This is a genomic window from Pantoea sp. USMM079 (assembly GCF_037153115.1).
Taxonomy (GTDB): Bacteria; Pseudomonadota; Gammaproteobacteria; order Enterobacterales; family Enterobacteriaceae; genus Pantoea; species Pantoea communis.
In genome coordinates this window covers 648,661-668,818 of record NZ_JBBCKX010000001.1, presented here as the reverse complement: position 1 = coordinate 668,818, position 20,158 = coordinate 648,661, and the positions used below count along the sequence as shown (strand labels likewise).

Annotated in this window: 15 protein-coding genes; 8 read left to right on the top strand and 7 right to left on the bottom strand. The window is 53.8% G+C overall.

The genetic code is table 11. The features are described from left to right. Positions 1-19: 19 nt before the first annotated feature. Together pntB and pntA are read right to left on the bottom strand one after the other, a co-directional pair. Entirely contained in the window at positions 20-1,408 is a 1,389-nt protein-coding gene (gene pntB, locus WFP70_RS03200; protein WP_034830917.1) for a Re/Si-specific NAD(P)(+) transhydrogenase subunit beta, read from the bottom strand. Between the two features lie 11 nt (positions 1,409-1,419). Continuing rightward, complete coding sequence (gene pntA, locus WFP70_RS03195; RefSeq protein WP_034830919.1) at positions 1,420-2,952, bottom strand: Re/Si-specific NAD(P)(+) transhydrogenase subunit alpha; 1,533 nt, start codon at positions 2,950-2,952, stop codon at positions 1,420-1,422. A gap of 539 nt (positions 2,953-3,491) precedes the next feature. Here pntA and ydgH point away from each other — a divergent pair. Further along, positions 3,492-4,448, top strand: a complete 957-nt coding sequence (ydgH, locus tag WFP70_RS03190; protein ID WP_034830921.1) for a DUF1471 family protein YdgH — start codon at positions 3,492-3,494, stop codon at positions 4,446-4,448. A 211-nt stretch (positions 4,449-4,659) separates the two neighbouring features. Continuing rightward, positions 4,660-6,051, top strand: a complete 1,392-nt coding sequence (locus tag WFP70_RS03185; RefSeq protein ID WP_337022576.1) for a basic amino acid/polyamine antiporter — start codon at positions 4,660-4,662, stop codon at positions 6,049-6,051. On the opposite strand, the gene WFP70_RS03180 is transcribed toward WFP70_RS03185, so the two are convergent. Further along, complete coding sequence (locus tag WFP70_RS03180) at positions 6,052-6,465, bottom strand: hypothetical protein (protein WP_038646835.1); 414 nt, start codon at positions 6,463-6,465, stop codon at positions 6,052-6,054. Between the two features lie 176 nt (positions 6,466-6,641). On the opposite strand from WFP70_RS03180, the gene rstA reads away from it, so the two are divergent. From rstA to WFP70_RS03155, 5 genes are all read left to right on the top strand, one after another. Continuing rightward, positions 6,642-7,367, top strand: a complete 726-nt coding sequence (rstA, locus tag WFP70_RS03175) for a two-component system response regulator RstA (protein ID WP_034830927.1) — start codon at positions 6,642-6,644, stop codon at positions 7,365-7,367. Continuing rightward, a complete protein-coding gene (rstB, locus tag WFP70_RS03170; RefSeq protein WP_058962094.1) occupies positions 7,364-8,674 on the top strand; it encodes a two-component system sensor histidine kinase RstB in 1,311 nt (436 codons plus the stop codon). Before rstA ends, rstB begins: the two co-directional genes overlap by 4 nt. Before the next feature lie 12 nt (positions 8,675-8,686). Further along, complete coding sequence (locus tag WFP70_RS03165) at positions 8,687-10,174, top strand: carboxypeptidase M32 (RefSeq protein WP_337022575.1); 1,488 nt, start codon at positions 8,687-8,689, stop codon at positions 10,172-10,174. Between the two features lie 171 nt (positions 10,175-10,345). Further along, a complete protein-coding gene (gene asr, locus WFP70_RS03160) occupies positions 10,346-10,825 on the top strand; it encodes an acid resistance repetitive basic protein Asr (protein WP_160867390.1) in 480 nt (159 codons plus the stop codon). A 279-nt stretch (positions 10,826-11,104) separates the two neighbouring features. After that, a complete protein-coding gene (locus WFP70_RS03155; protein WP_034821307.1) occupies positions 11,105-11,911 on the top strand; it encodes a trypsin-like serine peptidase in 807 nt (268 codons plus the stop codon). Positions 11,912-12,021: 110 nt separating this feature from the next. Here WFP70_RS03155 and hrpA read toward each other — a convergent pair whose 3' ends face one another. Continuing rightward, a complete protein-coding gene (hrpA, locus tag WFP70_RS03150) occupies positions 12,022-15,918 on the bottom strand; it encodes an ATP-dependent RNA helicase HrpA (RefSeq protein ID WP_337022574.1) in 3,897 nt (1,298 codons plus the stop codon). A 255-nt stretch (positions 15,919-16,173) separates the two neighbouring features. Here hrpA and azoR point away from each other — a divergent pair, with 255 nt between their 5' ends. Then, the gene (azoR, locus tag WFP70_RS03145) at positions 16,174-16,773 is read left to right on the top strand and encodes an FMN-dependent NADH-azoreductase (RefSeq protein ID WP_337022573.1); all 600 of its coding nucleotides are present in this window, start codon (positions 16,174-16,176) and stop codon (positions 16,771-16,773) included. Between the two features lie 104 nt (positions 16,774-16,877). Here the strand turns inward: azoR and WFP70_RS03140 are convergent, their stop codons facing one another. The 3 genes from WFP70_RS03140 to WFP70_RS03130 are packed head-to-tail and all read right to left on the bottom strand — an operon-like array spanning position 16,878 to position 20,013. Continuing rightward, on the bottom strand, positions 16,878-17,198 hold the full coding sequence (locus tag WFP70_RS03140; RefSeq protein WP_034821318.1) for a YdbL family protein: 321 nt from the start codon (positions 17,196-17,198) through the stop codon (positions 16,878-16,880). 11 nt (positions 17,199-17,209) lie between these two features. Beyond that, entirely contained in the window at positions 17,210-17,398 is a 189-nt protein-coding gene (locus tag WFP70_RS03135) for a YnbE family lipoprotein (RefSeq protein ID WP_013509194.1), read from the bottom strand. Beyond that, positions 17,395-20,013 (bottom strand): YdbH family protein, encoded by a 2,619-nt coding sequence (locus WFP70_RS03130; RefSeq protein WP_337022572.1) that lies wholly within the window; start codon positions 20,011-20,013, stop codon positions 17,395-17,397. The genes WFP70_RS03135 and WFP70_RS03130 overlap by 4 nt, the downstream gene beginning before the upstream one ends. Between the last annotated feature and the right edge of the window lie 145 nt (positions 20,014-20,158).

The following is a 20,158-nucleotide window of genomic DNA, read 5'->3' as shown; positions in this document are numbered from 1 at the left end:
TTTTTAATCGCACTTCAGGTTACAGCGCGCGCAGGATACCTTCTACACTCGCCTTCGCATCACCAAACAACATTTGCGTGTTGTCTTTGAAGAACAGCGGGTTCTGCACCCCGGCGTAACCGGTATTCATTGAACGTTTAAACACGATAACGTTCTGCGCTTTCCACACTTCCAGTACGGGCATACCAGCGATTGGGCTGCGCGGATCTTCCTGTGCCGCCGGGTTAACGGTGTCATTGGCACCGATCACCAGCACGGTATCGGTATCGCTGAAATCATCGTTAATCTCGTCCATTTCCAGCACCACGTCATATGGCACTTTGGCTTCAGCCAGTAACACGTTCATGTGGCCAGGCAAACGGCCAGCAACCGGGTGGATGCCGAAACGCACTTTGATGCCACGCGCACGCAGTTTTTCGGTAATTTCCGCCACCGGGTACTGTGCCTGCGCCACTGCCATGCCGTAGCCGGGGGTGATGATCACAGACGTTGAGCCTTTCAGCAATTCCGCCGTGTCTTCTGCCGTGATTTCGCGATGTTCACCCTCTTCTTCGCTCTCGCCACCGACACTCACATCGGTACCAAAACCACCGGCAATCACGCTAATAAACGAGCGGTTCATCGCTTTACACATAATGTAAGACAGAATGGCACCCGAAGAACCCACCAGCGCACCGGTGACGATCAGCAGGTCGTTGCTGAGCATAAAGCCCGCAGCCGCTGCCGCCCAACCGGAGTAGGAGTTGAGCATCGACACCACAACCGGCATATCCGCACCGCCAATCGACGCCACCAGATGCCAGCCGAACACCAGTGCAATCACCGTCATCAACAACAGCGCGACGACTTGTGAACCGGTGCTATTCGTCTGTACAAACCACAGCATCAGCAAGAAGGAAACCACCAGCGCTGCCAGGTTCATTTTATGACGATGTGGCAACATCAGCGCTTTCGACGAAATCTTGCCGCGCAGTTTACCAAACGCCACGATGGAACCGGTGAAGGTCACCGCGCCGATAAAGATGCCGAGGAACACTTCCGTCAGATGGATATTTTCCATCACCGGCGCCAGGCCTGGTGCATGATCGATGTAGCTGTTGAAACCCACCAGCACCGCAGCCAAACCGACAAAGCTGTGCAGAATCGCTACCAGCTCTGGCATTTCAGTCATTTCGACTTTCTTCGCCAGACGCACACCGATTGCACCCCCGATCACCATCGCCAGTAGGATCCACGCCACGTTGCCGCTGTTGGGGCCGAAGATGGTCGCCAGCAGCGCAATCGCCATGCCGCTGACACCAAAGATGTTACCCTGCTTTGACGTCTCGTGTTTTGAGAGGCCAGCCAGGCTGAAAATAAAAAGAATTGCGGCAACAATGTATGCTGCAGTCACTAATCCGCCAGACATGTTGTTACCCCTTAATTCTTACGAAACATTTTCAGCATGCGCTGGGTGACGGTGAATCCACCGAAGATATTGATGCTGGCAATCAGTACCGCGACGAAGGCAAGGAAAGTCACCCACCCGCCGTGTCCCATCTGCAGCACCGCACCCACCACAATAATGCCGGAAATGGCGTTAGTGACGGACATCAATGGCGTATGCAAAGCGTGACTGACGTTCCACACCACGTAGTAACCGACGACACAGGAGAGTGCGAAGACAGTAAAGTGGGAGAGGAATTCAGGCGGTGCCACGTTAGCGAGGCAGGCAAACAGCACCACAGCCAATGCCAGCAGCAGATATTTGCGCCACGGTGAAACCGGCTTGGCTTCCACTTTTGCTTTTGGCTCAATGGCCGCCTGCGCCGCTTTCGGTGCAGCAGATACCTGAATCGGTGGTGCTGGCCAGGTGACTTCGCCGTCACGAATCACGGTGACGCCACGTACCACAACGTCTTCGAAGTCGACGGTGATTTCGCCGTTCTTCTCTTTGCACAGCAGTTTCAGCAGGTTGACCAGATTGGTACCGTAAAGCTGAGAGGACTGTGTTGGCAGACGGCTAGGCAGATCGGTATAACCAATGATCTTCACACCGTTGCTGGTTAGAGTCACCTGATCAGCTACCGTGAGATCACAGTTACCGCCGGTTGCTGCCGCCAGATCGACAATCACGCTACCTGGCTTCATGCTGGCAACCATTTCAGCGGTAATCAGCTTCGGTGCCGGTTTGCCCGGGATTAAAGCGGTAGTGACGATGATATCGACTTCTTTCGCCTGCGCGGCAAACAGCTCCATCTCTGCCTTAATAAAGGCTTCTGACATCACTTTGGCATAGCCATCGCCACTTCCGGCTTCTTCTTCGAAATCCAGCTCAAGGAACTCGGCGCCCATACTCTGCACCTGTTCTTTCACTTCTGGACGGGTATCAAACGCACGAACGATAGCCCCAAGGCTGCCCGCTGCACCGATTGCCGCCAGACCCGCCACGCCCGCACCGATGATCATCACTTTGGCGGGTGGTACTTTACCCGCTGCGGTGATTTGGCCGGTAAAGAAGCGACCAAATTCGTGAGCCGCTTCTACAATCGCACGGTAACCCGCGATGTTCGCCATGGAACTCAGCGCATCCAGTGCCTGGGCACGAGAAATACGTGGCACAGAATCCATCGCCATGACGGTAACCTGACGTGCCGCCAGTTTTTCCAGCAGTGCCGGATTTTGTGCGGGCCAGATAAAGCTAACTAAAGTGCTGCCCGCGCGTGTCAGTTCGATCTCCTGATCGTCTGGCGCATTCACTTTTAACACGATGTCAGACTGCCAGACACTTTCGGTGGTGCTGACAGTGGCACCAGCGGCGATAAAGCTCTCATCGTCAAAACTTGCGCGAATACCTGCGCCCTGCTCGACCGTGACGCTGAATCCCAGCTTGATCAGTTGCTCAACGGTCTTTGGCGTTGCAGCAACGCGCGACTCATTGGCTAACCGCTCTTTGGGTATCCCAATTAACATACTGTTTCCTTTCAACAATTAAAGGATGAGGTTCTGTAAGTGGCACAAGCCCATAAGGCTGAAACAGCGTTTCAGCTTTTTATGAGCAAAATGCGCAATGTAACAAAGTCTTTATAACCTACTGAAAATGTGAAAAGTGATCCACAGCGATAACGCACACTTATGACATTCACACTAATATTCAGAAGCAAAGATTGAATGCCACCTTTTGCCACTAGTTTTGCGACATAATAAAAAATATTCTGCTGCGCAAAATCGTGTCATGTCGAATTTAGTATTTTTAAAAACCTTTATTTAACAATACTTTAACCATTATGATGCTATGTGTTACCAGAATAAGTGGTAAAGCGGTCAAAAAAAAGCCATAGCATAGGTAAATGACATGTCGATGAATAATTTGCGGATATTGTCAATCTTATGCGCATAAATTGGCTGAGACAGGTTGATTATTACATGCAATAATCAGCGGCTAATCTGTTATACATCAAGAGTCCAGCACGTTTTCGTACTCATTTTGCGTAAGGCGAAGGATCATTTTTATGAAGCTGAAGAACACCATTCTGGCGACCACCTTGTTATCACTGTTGGCAGCAAATGCATTTGCCGCCAAAGAGTTGACGCCAGAACAAGCGGCCGCGTTGAAACCATTCGAACGTATTAATATCAGCGGTCGTTTCAATGCCATCGGTGATGCTACCGATGCCATCTCTAAAGCAGCCGATGAAAAAGGCGCTGACTCCTTCTATGTGCAGGGTATCAACGATACCAACGGCAACGGCGGCAACTGGCGCGTCACGGCTGATTTGTACAAAGCTGATGCCCCAAAAGCGGATAACACCACCCAATACCGCACCTTTAGTGGTGTGAAAGAGTTGCCAAAAGCCGAAGCGTATCGTTTAGAGCCATTCGATACTGTTTCTGTTAGCGGTTTCTTCGCCAGCCAGCCAGATGTGAATGATGCCATTGCCAAACAGGCGAAAGACAAAGGCGCGGCATCCTTCTTTATTGTGCGTCAGGTTGATGCCAATAACGGCGGTAACCAGTACGTGACCGCTTATGTCTATAAAGCGGATGCACCAGAACGTAAGGTGCAGAATGTTTCAGATTCGATTCCTGCCGATTCTGAAGCCGGCAAAGCAGCACTGGCTGCTGGTGGCGCTGCAGCCAGCAAAGTGGCCATTCCGGGTGTTGCCTCGTCTGATAGCCCTAGCCGTAGCGTAGGCCGTTTCTTTGAAACGCAGAGTTCAACCGGTCAGCGTTATACCGTTAAGCTGGCAGATGGCCGTAGCGTGCAGGAAGTGAATGCGATTACTGCCGCACAGATGCAGCCGTTTGATACTGTGACCTTCTCCGATCACTTTGGTACACCGACTGAAGTCTCTGAAGCCGTGGCTAAACGTGCAGCAGATAAGGGTGCGAAGTACTATCACATCACCCGTCAGTGGTCGAGCCAGAGCGGTGGTAACCTGACCGTGACCGCGGATCTGTTCAAGTAATTCTCCTGCGGGGCGGCTTTTGTCGCCCTGCTCATCTATTTGCATAGTCTGTGCGCAGATCTGCATAATCCCGCATTGCCTTCCCTTTTCGCTCTCCGTAAAATCCTTCGCCTGTTTTCAGGGTATTCCGTTTTAAATCCGGCCTATTGCCACGTTACACCCCAGCGGAATCGTCACTACCCAGCATACTCTGCTGCCCAGGAATGGTGTTTTGGATAAAAAATTAGGTTTGAGCGCGCTCACTGCGCTGGTACTCAGCTCGATGCTCGGTGCGGGTGTATTTAGCCTGCCGCAAAATATGGCTGCCGTCGCCGGTCCCGCGGCTCTGTTGATTGGCTGGCTGATCACCGGTGTCGGCATCCTGTTTCTTGCGCTAGCCATGCTGCTGCTGACGCGCTTAAAACCCGAACTGGACGGTGGGATTTTTACCTATGCACGCGCGGGATTTGGTGAGTTAGTCGGATTTTGTTCCGCATGGGGTTACTGGCTCTGTGCGGTCATCGCCAACGTTTCTTATCTGGTGATTGTCTTTTCGGCGCTGAGTTTTTTCACCGATTCGCCTGACCACGTGGTATTCGGCGATGGCAATACCTGGCAAGCGATGCTCGGTGCGTCGGTACTTTTATGGCTGGTGCACTGGCTGGTGTTACGAGGTGTGCAAACGGCTGCCAGCATCAACCTGCTCGCTACCCTGGGGAAACTGGTACCGCTGCTTCTGTTTGTGGTGTTGGCTTTACTCGCATTCAACTACGATCGCTTCCACTTTGACTTCAGCGGCGCCGCGCTGGGCCAGCCACTCTGGCAGCAAGTCAAGCAGACCATGTTGATTACTTTGTGGGTCTTCATTGGTGTGGAAGGCGCCGTGGTTGTCTCCGCGCGGGCACGCCATAAGAAAGATGTGGGACGCGCCACCATGCTGGCGGTTATCGCGGCACTGCTGGTTTACTTACTGGTGACCCTGCTTGCACTGGGCTTGGTGCCGCGTGCAGAGCTGGCGCAAATGCGAAATCCCTCCATGGCCGGCTTGATGCAGCATCTGTTGGGACATTGGGGTAATACGGTGATTGCGGTGGGTCTGATTATTTCCGTGTGTGGCGCGTATTTAAGCTGGACAATTATGGCAGCAGAAGTCCCTTTTCTGGCGGCACAGCAAGGGGCTTTTCCCCGCAGCATTGCGCGACAGAATCGTCACAATTCGCCAGCCGCTTCGTTGTGGCTCACCAACGGCAGCGTGCAGGTTTGTCTGATCCTGATTGCGGCCACTGGCGCGGATTACAATACGCTGCTGACCATCGCGTCAGAGATGATTCTGGTGCCGTATCTGCTGGTGGGGCTGTATTTAATTAAAGTGGTTCGCGGACAAAAAAATCCGCTGGCATTGGCGGTAGGATTGGGTGCCAGTGCCTACGGATTCTGGCTGCTTTATGCTTCTGGCCCGCTGCACCTGCTGTTGTCTGTGGTGCTTTACGCGCCGGGATTACTGCTGTTCCTTTACGCGCGACGCGGCGGCCGTGGTAACAGAGTGTTGTCACAACTTGAGCGCATCGCGATTGGATTACTGATTGCGGCAGCACTGCCAGCGATGTGGCAGCTCACGCAGTAATTAGTGAGGCTGAACCGGGATGGAAACGCACAGCAGGTCATCCTGCTGTGTCAGATTGAGCGCTTTACGATATTCCTGATGAATCGCGTCCAGCTGATCTTCTGACAACGGATAAGGCAGTTGGATGTCAAAACGGCTGATGTGCTGTTGTTCCGCGAGGGTAATCAGTCGCGCGATATTGATCTCGTCGCTGACCTGCGTTGAAATGATTTGTAATGCTAATTCTTTCAGATGATCGTCGCTTGCCGCTAAGCCGTGTGCAGATTTACGCGTCACCATGCCAAAAATCGGCATGACACCGTAAATGGCGTCAACGAAACTCCAGCGTTTTTTGCAGGAAGCAGAGAGAAAATCGCTGTAATTGAAGCAGATGCGGTCACTGTATCCGGCTGAAGCCAGCTCTTTATCAGACACCCTCGCACTCCTCCTGGTTTTCGTTACGGTTCCGAACCTTGCGCTACAACGCGCCGCTAATAATGGCACATTTCACCGTAATTATACCAGTCAGGCAGGGATATTTCGTGCGATAGCGTAGAGCTCAAGACCAGGAAAAGTTATGCTGCTGTCATTCTCATCACTTACCGTGAAATATGAACAAAATTGTCTATGTGGAAGATGAGCCAGAAGTCGGTGAATTGATCGCCGCTTATCTTGGCCGCCACGATATTGAAGTGACTGTTGAAACGCGCGGTGACCGTGCTGAAGCGACTATTTTAGAAGCCGATCCCGATCTGGTGCTACTGGATATCATGTTGCCGGGCAAAGATGGCATGACCGTTTGCCGCGACTTGCGCGCGCACTGGTCAGGGCCGATTGTGCTGCTGACCTCGCTAGACAGTGACATGAACCACATTCTGGCGCTGGAGATGGGCGCCAACGACTACATTCTGAAAACCACGCCGCCCGCTGTTCTGCTGGCACGCTTGCGTCTGCATCTGCGCCAGGCGCAGGGTTCTCAGCCTGAAGTGGCGCCCGCTATTCAAAGTTCACAGCGGGTGTTGCGTTTTGGTTCACTGACCATCGACTCCCTCAATCGCCAGGTCACGCTGTTTGACGAGAACATCACCCTTTCCACCGCCGATTTTGATCTGCTGTGGGAGCTGGCCACGCATGCAGGCCAGATCCTGAATCGTGATGCCTTGCTGAAAACCTTGCGAGGGGTGAGCTATGACGGCATGGATCGCAGCATTGATGTGGCGATATCCCGCCTGCGCAAAAAACTGTATGACAGTGCCACCGAGCCGTTTCGTATCAAAACCATCCGCAATAAAGGTTACCTGTTCGCGCCTCAGGCCTGGGATACCCGCTCCGCATGAGAAAGCTCTTTATCCAGTTCTATCTGCTGCTGTTCGTCTGCTTTCTGGTGATGACTTTGCTGGTGGGCTTGGTGTACAAGTTCACCGCTGAGCGTGCGGGCCGCCAGTCAATGAATGATTTGATGGCGAGTTCGCTGTTTTTAATGCGCAGTGAATTGCGTGAGATCCCCCCGCGTGACTGGAATAAAACCATCCGCAATCTCGATCTCGATTTGTCTTTTGAGTTGCATATCGAACCGATGAGTAAATATCAGCTGGATGAGCCTGATATGCGCCGCCTGCGCGCCGGTGAGATCGTCGCACTCGACGATCAATACACTTTCCTGCAGCACATACCGCGCAGCCATTATGTGCTGTCAGTCGGCCCGATCCCTTATCTGTTTTATCTGCATCAGATGCGCATTCTGGATATCGCGCTGCTGGCGTTTATCGGCATGTCGTTGGCGCTGCCGGTGTTTATCTGGCTAAGACCGCACTGGCAGGAGATGCAGCGGCTGGAGAAAGCCGCGCAACGTTTTGGTCGCGGTGAGTTGGATGTGCGTACCCATTTTGAAAGTACATCGAGTCTGCACAGCCTCGGCGTGGCGTTTAACCAGATGGCGGACAATATCAATACGCTGGTTGCCAGCAAAAAGCAGCTGATTGATGGCATCGCCCATGAGTTAAGGACACCGCTGGTTCGACTGCGCTATCGCCTGGAAATGAGCGATAACCTCAGTGACGCCGAGTCGGCTGCGTTGAACCGCGATGTCGGCCAGTTGGAGAGCCTGATTGAAGAGCTGTTAACCTATGCGCGCCTCGACCGCCCGCGTGTCGATCTTAACCTTCAGTCGTTTGATTTGGCGCAGTGGTTGCGTGTGCATATCGAAGATGTGCAAACCATGAATCCTCAAGCGCATATCGCGCTGGATATTCCGCAACTTGAGAATGTGGGTTCCGCCGATACCCGTTTGATGGAACGCGTACTGGATAATCTGGTGAACAATGCGCTGCGTTATGCCCAACAGCGGCTGCGCGTCAGTCTGTGGTTTGACGGCGCCATCGGTAATTTACAGGTTGAAGATGATGGTCCAGGTATTCCACCTGAAGAGCGCGCACGCGTTTTTGAACCTTTTGTGCGTCTCGACCCTAGTCGCGATCGCGCGACCGGCGGCTGTGGGCTCGGGCTGGCGATTGTCCACTCTATTGCACAGGCACTGCAAGGACAGGTCACTATTGAGAGCAGTCCGCTCGGTGGTGCCAGCGTTCGCTTCTGCTGGCCGGTTGATCTACCCTTGCGAGATATTTCGCCCCGTTTACCGTCATAAGGAGCTTTAATTGTGACTTCTGCTTATCAGGAACTTAGCAAAACTTTCCAGCGCCTGGCACGCTTTGGCCATCTTGGGGCTATTGCCGGTGTCGATATGCAAACCACTATGCCACCCGGCGGCAGCCAGGCGCGCGGTGAAGCCATGGCGGAACTCAGTGTGTTTATGCATGAACTGTTGACCGATAAACGCCTTGGCGGCTTATTCGATGCCGCCCAGCAGGAATCGTTGAACGACGTAGAGCAAGCTAACCTGAGCGAGATGCAGCGTGCGTGGCAGCAGGCAACGATTCTGCCTGCTTCGTTGGTTGAAGCCAAATCGCTGGCCGGTTCGCGTTGTGAGCATGCCTGGCGCCAACAGCGCCCTGCCAACGACTGGCAAGGCTTCTCGGCTAACCTAAAAGAAGTGGTGAAACTCAGCCGTGAGGAAGCCCAGTTACGCGCCGAAGCGCTGGGTGTCTCTCGTTATGACGCGTTATTGGATGTGTTCGAACCGGGCATGACCAGTGCACAACTCGACAATACCTTTGGCGAATTAAAAAGCTGGCTACCCTCGCTGCTACAGAAAGCCGTCGAGAAGCAGCAGAAAACCGCCATCGCGGCGCCGGTGGGTCCCTTTGCTGTTGAAGCGCAGAAACAGCTCGGCTTAAGTGTGATGAAAACGCTGGGCTTTGATTTCAATCATGGTCGCCTGGATGTCAGTGCCCACCCCTTCTGTGGCGGCGTGCCGGAAGATGTGCGCATTACCACGCGTTACAATGAGAGCGACTTCCTCAGTGCCATGATGGGCGTGATCCACGAAACCGGTCATGCACGTTACGAGCAGAACCTACCAAAGCAATGGCGTGGACAACCGGTGGCCCACGCTCGCTCGACTGCCATGCATGAATCACAAAGCCTGTTTTTGGAGATGCAGTTGGGCCGCAGCAAGGCGTTCCTGCAGCATATTCATCCGCAGGTCGTCGCCCTAATGGGTAACCAGCCCGCATTAGCGCTGGATAACTTTGTTCGCCAGACACAACGCGTGAAGCCGGGCTTTATCCGCGTGGATGCCGATGAACTGAGCTATCCAGCTCATGTGATTCTGCGTTACGAAATCGAACGTGCGTTGATTGAAGGCGAGATTGAAGTTGATGACATCCCTGCGCTGTGGGATGAGAAAATGCAGCAGTCTCTGGGGATGGATACGAGTGGCAACTACCGTGATGGCTGCATGCAAGACATTCACTGGACTGATGGCGCCTTTGGTTACTTCCCAACATACACGCTGGGTGCCATGTACGCCGCCCAGCTGTTCCAGGCGGTAAAGCGCGCTATCCCACAAGTTGATGAGCTGATCCGTAACGGGGAGTTGCAGCCGGTGTTTGATTGGTTACAGCAGAATATCTGGCAGCACGGCAGCCGCTTCCCGACGCAGCAACTGTTGGTGAATGCCACGGGTGAAACACTGAATCCGCACTATTTCCGTCAGCACCTTGAACAACGCTATCTCTCTGAGTAAACTGCGCGGCGGCCCGACCGGCCGCCCCTTTTCGCTTCCTTAACCCGCCTTTGTACATTCCGTTACACGCCGATACCAATGCCTCACGGAAAGACCGAATTGTTTTTCTTATAGTTCTTTCACCGGCCCCGCAGTGGGCTACACATGAAAATATAGTTCGAGGATTTTGCGATGAAAAAATTAGTTGCACTGGTGATCGCCGCTGCTATGGGTATGTCTTCTGTTGCTTTCGCTGCTGAGACCACTACAGCTGCTCCGGCTGCTGCCGCTACCACTACCGCAGCACCTGTTAAGCACAAAGCAGTTCATCATAAGAAAGTTGCCCAGAAAGCTCAGGCAGCTAAGAAACACAAAAAAGTAGCGAAGAAAGCGCCAGCTGCTCAGAAAGCTCAGGCTGCTAAAAAGCACCACAAAAAAGCAACCAAGCCAGCTGCACAGAAAGCCCAGGCTGCTAAAAAGCACCACAAAAAAGCAACCAAGCCAGCTGCACAGAAAGCCCAGGCTGCTAAAAAGCACCACAAAAAAGCAACCAAGCCAGCTGCACAGAAAGCTCAGGCTGCTAAAAAGCACCACAAAAAAGTAACCAAACCAGCTGCACAGAAAGCTCAGGCTGCTAAAAAGCACCACAAAGTGAAAAAAGCGGCTAAATAATTCGGCCTCTTAGCGCCAACACCGCATTAACGATTGAAAACACCCGGTTATGCCGGGTGTTTATTTACTGGAGTAGCGAAAAATGGTGCGTCGCTATCGCTTCGAAATTATCCTGATTGTGATGATCCTGTGCGGCATTGTTGCAGCCAGCTTTTTTATCTAGTCGTTGTAGCGTGCTGATTACTCCAATATTTCTCCCTTTTTTCCCGCTCTCCGACTATAGTTATCGCTCAAGCGTGATGACAATAACCTCTTCTTATTCTCGCCATTGAGAGAACTATGCGCCTGGCTATCCTGTTACTTGTTGGAATTTTCAGTTTTAACCTCGCAGCACATGCCGATGATGAAGATGGGCCAAGCCCGGAAGACATCAAGACGCTATTTTTTGGCAAAGACCACCGCAAAGCCATTACGGATGTGAGTGCCGCTCCCTGGGATGCCATTGGCCAACTGGAGACCGAAAGTGGCAACCTCTGCACGGCCACCCTGATATCCGCCCATCTGGCATTAACCGCTGGACACTGCCTGCTCGCCCCTCCGGGTAAATTTGATAAACCGGTGGCGCTGCGTTTTATGTCAGGTGCTAAAGGCTGGCGTTACGAAATACATGATATTGATGCGCGTGTAGAACCTTCACTGGCGCGCAGGCTACAGGCCGATGGTGAGGGCTGGATCGTGCCACCAGGCGCGGCACCTTACGATTACGGGCTGGTTATTTTGCATAATCCGCCGTCGGGTATCGTACCCATCCCCTTATTTGACGGCTCACGTAGCGATTTAACCGATGCGTTGAAAACCACCGAACGCAAAGTGACACAAGCCGGTTACCCTGCTGATCACCTCGACACGCTCTATTCTCACAGCGACTGCCTGATTACCGGCTGGGCGCAACGCGCGGTGTTGTCGCATCAATGTGATACGTTGCCAGGCGACAGCGGATCGCCGCTGCTACTGAAAAGTGGTGATGGCTGGAAACTGATTGCGGTGCAAAGCTCTGCACCCGCACCGGCGGACCGTTATCGCGCGGATAACCGTGCCATCGCGGTGACGTCGTTTAAAGACAGTCTGGAAGAGCTGGCGAAATAAGATTTTCGCCAAAGAATCGCGCACCTTCTTCGCGCCAGGGAGTTTCATGCGCAGTCAGCGATGTTTCACTCACAGAGGCGCAGAAATAGCGCCTCTGTGCTTTGGGTGACTCAGCTAATTTGTTCCATCGCCTGCAGAATACGCTTATCAGAGATAGGATAAGGTGTGCCCAGCTGCTGAGCAAAATAGCTAATCCGTAACTCCTCAAGCATCCAGCGGATCGCCTGAACTTCAGCATCATCCTGACGCTGCGGGGGCAGTTTATTGCGCCATGTTTGCCACGCCTGCTCTGTGGCCTGCACCTTCAGCATGCGCGCACGATCGCTGTAAGGGTCAGTCGGCAGTTTTTCAAGGCGGCGCTCGATGCCCTGTAAATAGCGCAACGTATCGCCCAGATGCTGATAGCCATTACCGGTGACAAAGCCGCGATATACCAGGCCACTCATTTGCGCTTTAATATCAGACAGTGCCAGCGCCAGCGTCATGTCGACACGACCCTTCAGGAACTTGTTGATATTGAACACGCTGGTCAGAATCTGCTCGACCTGTTTGGCAATCGTCACCACAGTTTCGTTCAATTCAGCACGCACTTTGTCACGCAGTTGCTCGAAATTCTCCTGTTGCCATGCCGGACCGCCCGCTTCCGCCATCAGTTTGTCGACACCACAAGCGATGCAGTCATCAATCAGATCCAGCACTTTGCCGTAAGGATTGAAGTACAAGCCAAGTTTAGCTTTGTTGGGCAGTTTCTCATGCAAATACTTGATTGGCGACGGGATGTTCAGCAGCAGCAGGCGACGCTGGCCTCGCCACATCATCTTTTGCTGCTCAAGCTCGTTGTCGAACAGGCGAATGGCGACACTGTCTTTCTCGTCGACCAGTGCGGGCCAGGCTTTAACCTGATAGCTGCCGCGTTTCTGCTCGTAACTTTGCGGCAAATCACCAAAGCTCCAGATGTGCAGTCCGCTCTGCTCCAGCCCATCGTCTGCGACTTTCGACAGCGTTTCCTGCACTTTACCTTTCAATACCTGCTTTAATTGATGCAGATCTTTGCCTTCCTGCAGCTTGCGATTGTGTTCATCCACAATGCGGAAGGTCATTTTCAGGTGATCGGGCACCTGATCCCACTGCCAGGCTTCACGATCAATGGTCACCCCGGTCATGCGGCGGAACTCGCGCTCCAGCGCATCCAGCAGCGGTAACTCCATCGCTTTTACACGACCAAGGAAAGCTTCTGCGTAGTTCGGTGCAGGCACCAGATTACGGCGCGTCGGTTTTGGTAACGATTTAATCAGTGCAATCACCAACTCACGGCGGACACCGGGGATCTGCCACTCAAAACCACCCTCTTCAACCTGATTCAGCAACGGCAACGGAATGTGAACGGTAACACCATCGGCATCCGCGCCAGGCTCAAACTGATAGCTCAGTTTCAGCTTCAGATTGCCCTGATGCCAGAAGTTCGGGTAATCGAGCTGGCTGACTTTATCCGCGCCATCTTTGATCAGCATCTGCTTATCAAAACTCAGCAGGTCAGGATTGTCCTTGCTCGCCTGTTTCCACCAGGTGTCAAAGTAGCGAGCTGAGACCACATCAGCGCCAATGCGGCGGTCGTAGAAAGCAAACAGCGTTTCATCATCGACCAGAATGTCACGACGACGTGATTTGTGTTCCAGATCTTCCACTTCACTGCGCAATTTGAGGTTGTTGCGCAGAAACGCATGACGCGTCTGCCAGTCGCCTTCCACCAGCGCGTGGCGGATAAACAGCTCACGACTGAGTGGCGCATCAATGCGGCTGTAGTTGACCTTACGCGCCTGCACAATTGCCAGGCCATACAGCGTGACTTTTTCTGTCGCCATCACCGCGCCCTGGGCTTTCTCCCAGTGCGGTTCGCTGTAGCTACGTTTAATCAAATGCTGGGCCAGCGGTTCGATCCATTCGGGATCGATACGTGCGGCCACGCGGCCCCACAACCGGCTGGTCTCCACCAGTTCCGCGACCATGGTCCACTTCGGCGGCTTCTTAAACAGGCCGGAGCCAGGGAAAATGGAGAAGCGGGCATTACGCGCGCCGGTGAATTCCTGCTTCTCATTGTCTTTCTGACCAATATGCGACAGTAATCCAGTCAGTAAAGCGCAGTGCACTTCACGATAGGGCGCGGGTTCGCTGTTAACCGGCATACCCTGTTCGCGTACCACCTGACGCAACTGCGTGTAAATATCCTGCCATTCACGCACGCGCAAATAGTTGAGAAAGTCGGTTTTACACTGACGCCGGAAGTGATTGCCCGACAGCGCTTTTTGCTGCTCCTGCAGATAATTCCACAGATTCACAAATGAGAGGAAATCCGACTCTTTGTCAGCAAAACGCCGATGTTTTTCATCGGATGCATGCTGTTTATCACTTGGGCGCTCGCGCGGATCCTGAATCGATAAGGCCGCAGTGATGATCATCGCTTCACGCACACAGCCAAATTTTTGCGCTTCCAGTACCATGCGTGCCAGACGCGGATCGACTGGCAATTGCGCCAGCTGGCGGCCAGACGTCGTCAGCTTGTAGGTTTCATCCTCACTTAGCGTGATAGCGCCCAACTCTTCCAGCAAGCGCACGCCATCCTGAATATTGCGCTTGTCGGGTGCTTCGACAAACGGAAATGCGCCGATATCGCCCAGGCCGAGCGCCGTCATTTGCAAGATAACCGACGCCAGGTTGGTACGCAGAATTTCCGGATCGGTAAACGCCGGACGACTGAGGAAATCGTCCTCAGAGTAGAGACGGATACAGATCCCTTCCGACACACGTCCGCAACGCCCTTTACGTTGATTGGCGGATGCCTGAGAAATCGGCTCGATCGGCAGGCGCTGCACCTTAGTACGATAGCTGTAGCGGCTAATGCGCGCCGTACCGGGATCGATAACGTATTTAATGCCCGGTACGGTGAGTGAAGTCTCGGCCACGTTGGTGGCCAGCACGATGCGGCGTCCACTGTGTGACTGGAACACCCGGTTCTGTTCGGCATTCGACAGCCGCGCATACAGCGGTAGGATTTCGGTATGCGGGATATCGCGCTTCATCAGCGCATCGGCGGTATCGCGAATTTCACGCTCGCCACTCATAAAGATCAGGATATCGCCACGGCTCTCGTGACCTAACTCATCGACCGCGTCAAAAATCGCCTGCAGCTGATCGCGATCGGTATCATCCGCGTCTTCCACAATCGGGCGATAGCGCACTTCGACTGGATAGGTGCGACCTGAGACTTCAATCACCGGCGCATTATGGAAGTGACGCGAGAAACGCTGCGGGTCGATGGTCGCCGAGGTGATGATCACTTTCAAATCGGGACGGCGTGGCAGCAGCTCACGCAGATATCCCAGCAGAAAATCGATGTTCAGACTGCGTTCGTGCGCTTCATCGATAATGATGGTGTCATATTGCAACAACTGACGATCCTGCTGGATTTCCGCCAGCAGAATACCGTCGGTCATCAGCTTCACCTGAGTGGTGTCGCTAACCTGATCGTTAAAGCGCACTTTGTAGCCAATAGTGCCGCCGAGCGAGGTTTCCAGCTCATCGGCAATACGATTGGCAACGGTACGTGCCGCCAGACGGCGCGGCTGCGTATGACCAATCAACCCTTTGACACCACGCCCGAGCGCCAGACAAATCTTCGGTAGCTGGGTGGTTTTCCCTGAACCGGTTTCCCCGGCCACAATCACCACCTGATGATCGCGAATCGCCTCGGCTATTTCTTGCTGCTTTTGACTGACCGGCAGATTTTCCGGGAAGGTGATGCGTGGCGTGGCCGCCGTGCGCTGGGCAATGCGCAGTTCAGCGGCAGCAAATTCGGCTGCTAGTTCTGTTGCAATGCCCTGCTGCGCGGCTGGATTTTTCACCTTCGCTGCGCCATGCAAACGGCGCTGCAAGCGCTGGCGGTCGCGCAGCATCAGATTATCGAGCCGCGTCCAGAGTGGGGCCAAAGGGGAAGTGACGGATGATGACATAGTGGTGTGTTACCTGTGGTCGCGGCGAGCCTGGCAAAGTGCGCTCGATGCCGGCTGAAATTTCCCGGCGGATTCAATCAATTATTGCCCGGCATAATAGCACACTCTGGACAACCTCACCTGACCGGACGTGCGACCTTATTCAATAATTTCGAACATAGGTCTCGAAATATTGCGCTTTTACCTCTCGGAGGATCTCCGTAGAGTGTAACGCATTGAGCGGTAAGCCAACCGCGTAACGCACAGGAAAATACCATGAGCAAAGTTTTAGTTCTGAAATCAAGCATTCTGGCCGGTTACTCTCAGTCAAACCAACTGGCTGACTTCTACGCTGAAGAAGCGCGCGCCAAAGGTAATGAAGTGACTGTTCGCGATCTGGCTGCTCAGCCCATTCCGGTTCTGGATGGCGAGTTGGTTGGCGCACTGCGTCCTTCTGATGCTCCGCTGTCTCCACGTCAGCAGGAAGCCCTGGCGCTGTCTGATGAGCTGATTGCAGAACTGCAAGCGAATGACACTGTGGTTATCGCTGCGCCAATGTACAACTTCAACATCCCTACTCAGCTGAAAAACTACTTCGACCTGATTGCGCGTGCTGGCGTGACTTTCCGTTACACCGAAGCAGGCCCGGAAGGTCTGGTCACCGGTAAACGTGCCGTGATCCTGTCAAGCCGTGGCGGTATTCACAAAGATACCCCAACCGATCTGCTGACCCCATACGTGAAATTGTTCCTGGGCTTCATCGGCATCACCGATGTGAACTTCGTGTTCGCTGAAGGTATTGCTTATGGTCCAGAAGTGGCGACCAAAGCGGCTAACGACGCAAAAGACGCCATCAAGCAAATTGTTGCTGCGTAATCTTAAGAACGTGATGAATACCCGAGAATAATGGGTATGATGCCATCTTTGCCGGGCCTGAGTGCCCGGCTTTTTTATGGCTGTGACTCAGATAATGATGGGTTTTACTTACGTAACCACTGCCCGTTGATACCGCGCACATACTCACCGCTGCCCGCGCGACTCACCAGCTTTTCGCCCGCGATACGTGCCACTTCACTGGTGCTCAGATTGTTCTGCTGCGCGACGCGCTGATATTGTTGCATACGGCCATCATTAATCCGTTTCACCAGCGCCAGGGTTTCATCATCCTGTTGTCGCGCCGCCACATAGCCACTGAGTGTTTCCCCCACGCGTCCCTGCTGCCGCGCCTCGTCCAGCGTAAGCGCCCACGCTGAAGGCACCAGCAGCAGCGCCAGCAACAATGCCATCGCTTTCGATTTCATCATGCCGCTCCTCAAAACAGGCCGCTTTGGTTTTTCAGCAACGCTTCCACATCTTTATCGACCTTGATGTGGATTTCATGTTCGATCTTCACGTTCATATTGATGGTGATCGGCTCTTTCGGTGCCGCCACTTCAATGCGCGGCACGCAACCGATCAGCGGCAGCCCAGCTGCCAACACCAGCAATGCCCTGAGGCTCATGGTTGGGGATCCTTCTTCGATGGCAGGGTGGCATTTTGTTCCACCCAGGATTGCAAATTATCGCCAAAGCGCAGGCTGCGCCACAGCTGGAACAGATTTTCCTGATGCCGATAGTTGAGGTTAATCGACTGTCGTCGATTACTAAACTGACTGGTGCCTTTCACTTCGGACTGCATCGTGAGATTGCCGAAGTTATCGAGGTCCAAAGTGGCCCATGAACGGGAAATCTCCATGTAACGCAGCCAGTCCATGGCGGCTCCCGCAGCAAAGTTATTACTGACGATGGCATCCGCCATATCTTTATCCATGCGGAAGGTCAGCGGGCCGCTGTTGGCAATCCAGCCCTTTTCAATCAGCCATTGCGGATTATTCACCCACAGCGGTAGCTCGCCATTCACTTTGCCCGACATGGCGAACTGCTTGGGTTTGATCGCCGTGATCAGCTTGCTGAGGTTGATTTCACGCAGCGAAACGCGCGCGGGTTCATGCTGCGGCATGCGCAGTTCAGGCATGCTGACATGGCCGCCTAAGAGATCGAGATTCACGTTACTGAGCGTTAACGGCTGGCGCTCTTGCCATGGATAGTGGCCCTGCAGATCGGCAGTGATGTTCTGCAACGCAAACTGGTTTTTGACTTCCGCGATGCGCAGTGAAACCGGACCGCGACGCCCTAACTGCCATTGGTGATCCTTGAGGCGGAACGGTAGCGTGAAGTCGATGCCATTGATTTCACTGTCCGGCATCCACACGCTGCCCTTTTTCACTGCCCAGAAACCACCGGCTTCGAAGCCCTGTTTCGACGCCGCAGAAAACGCCATTTGCGCTCTCAGTTCACCTGACTGAATGCGCATCTTCAAATCGCTACTGAGCAACGGCTGGAACACCGTCAGTGACTGAGCTGGCCACCAGGCTTCACCGCGCAAACGTTCACCATCCCAGCGCCCGTGTACCCGCACCGGGCCGATATCCTCAGCAGTAAGTTGCCCACGCCAGATAAAGCGACTCGGATCGCTGCCTTTGGCCTCAAAACTCAGTTCTGAAGGCGGCAGCCAGCCGCCATAGCTAAACTGCGTCTGACCAGATTTCAGGGTAAAACCCCCGTTGAAAGCCGGATGCGCGACGTCTCGTTGCCAGCGCACCGGTGCGGTTAAGGTCAGGCGCGGTTTGTCGACTTGCACCATGCCATAGGCTAATTGATCAAAGCCGGTATTGAGTGTGTCCAGACTGATTAACGTATCCTGCCAGCTACCCGTGCCCTTCACATCCCATTTGGCATTGAGCGGCTGCATCATTCCATCGCCCCAGTATCGCCAGTTCCAGCGTCCGCTGTCTGGCCAAAAATCGCTGGCGCGTCCATCAAGATGCAGCGTGAAGCGACCGAAGTTGGGATCGTGAGCTTTTAGAATTGCTTGTAATCTGCCATTGATACCGCGCGAGGCAAGTGTCACGCCCGCTAACGGCCAGCGTGCTTCATCCACTTCCAGCGTCGAAAGCAAGCGTCCACGCAGGCGCAGCAGCGCACCTTGCTTAAATGTGATTTGCGGATCGGTCAACATGCCGTGCAATATGCCCGGCATGCTGCCGAACAACTGCAGGTCGGCAAACTTACTTTCGCCGGTCAGCTGGAACGGTAACGCGCTGTCGGTAAGGCTCAATGTGCCCGGCCCGACACTCAGCACCAGGTTACCCTTGCCCCCGCGTCCCTGAGTTAGCAGGTTAAACCGACCGCTGATCTGGGTGTTTTCCAGTCCCTGCTGCCAGTTGTCGAGGGTGAGCGCCAAACCACCGGACAGCGGCTGATCGGCTTGCGGCCAGCGCCAATGTCCCTGAGTGATGCGTATCTGCTGCGCATCGACCTGCCACGGCAGTTGCAGCAGCGGCTGATCGTCACCCTGCTGATTGACCGTGAGCGTGCCCTGCTGCTGCTGCCAGTTAAGCGTCAACGCCAGCGGCTGCGGCCACTGCGCCAGATTGACATCACCGCTGAGTTCGCCCGCCACCGGCAAACCGTTAGCAAAGGTGGGCAGCGTAAGATCACCGTGCAAATCGAGCGGTTTTGGTAGCAAAGGATGACTGATTTGGAGTTGTGCGATCTGCAGTTGCTGCCCCTGCAAACGTGCATCCAGTTGCAGGTTATCGCCCTGATAATGTAACTGCTGGACGCTTTTATCGAGGCTGAGATCAAAACGGCCGGCATATTGCTGCCAGGGTAAAATACTCAGTTGCTCCAGATGGATATCGGCACCCGGTAACATGTGTTGCCATTCGGCCAGACTGCGCGGCGCACCGCTGGAATCGCTCTGTGGCAGGGCTTGCAGGCATTCACTGTTGAGCTGTACGGCCTGTGCACTGAGCTGCCAGCGTTTATGTTGCCAACCCAGCGCGACATCTTTGACATTCGCCAACTCGCAGTCACCAGCCAGATAGCTTACCGCCGGAAAATGCACGCCGCCGTTATGCCAGCGCGGTGAACCATTGAGCTCAACGCGGGTATTTTCCGGCAGCCAGATGCCCGCCAGACGCGGCAACCATTGCGTCAGCGTCAGCAGTAATCCCAACAGCAGCAATATCAGCGCCAGTAGCGCAGCAAGTGTTCGACGGAGGCCCCGCGACATGGCAGTTAACTATCCTGTTCTTTACGCAATCCTGACGGAGATGATGTCATGTTATGCCCGGCAAATGAAGGTGTTAGCTATATAGCCTGGCTGAAGATCAGCAAAATGATGCAGAAAACGTTATTCTGTGATGATACCGACGTTG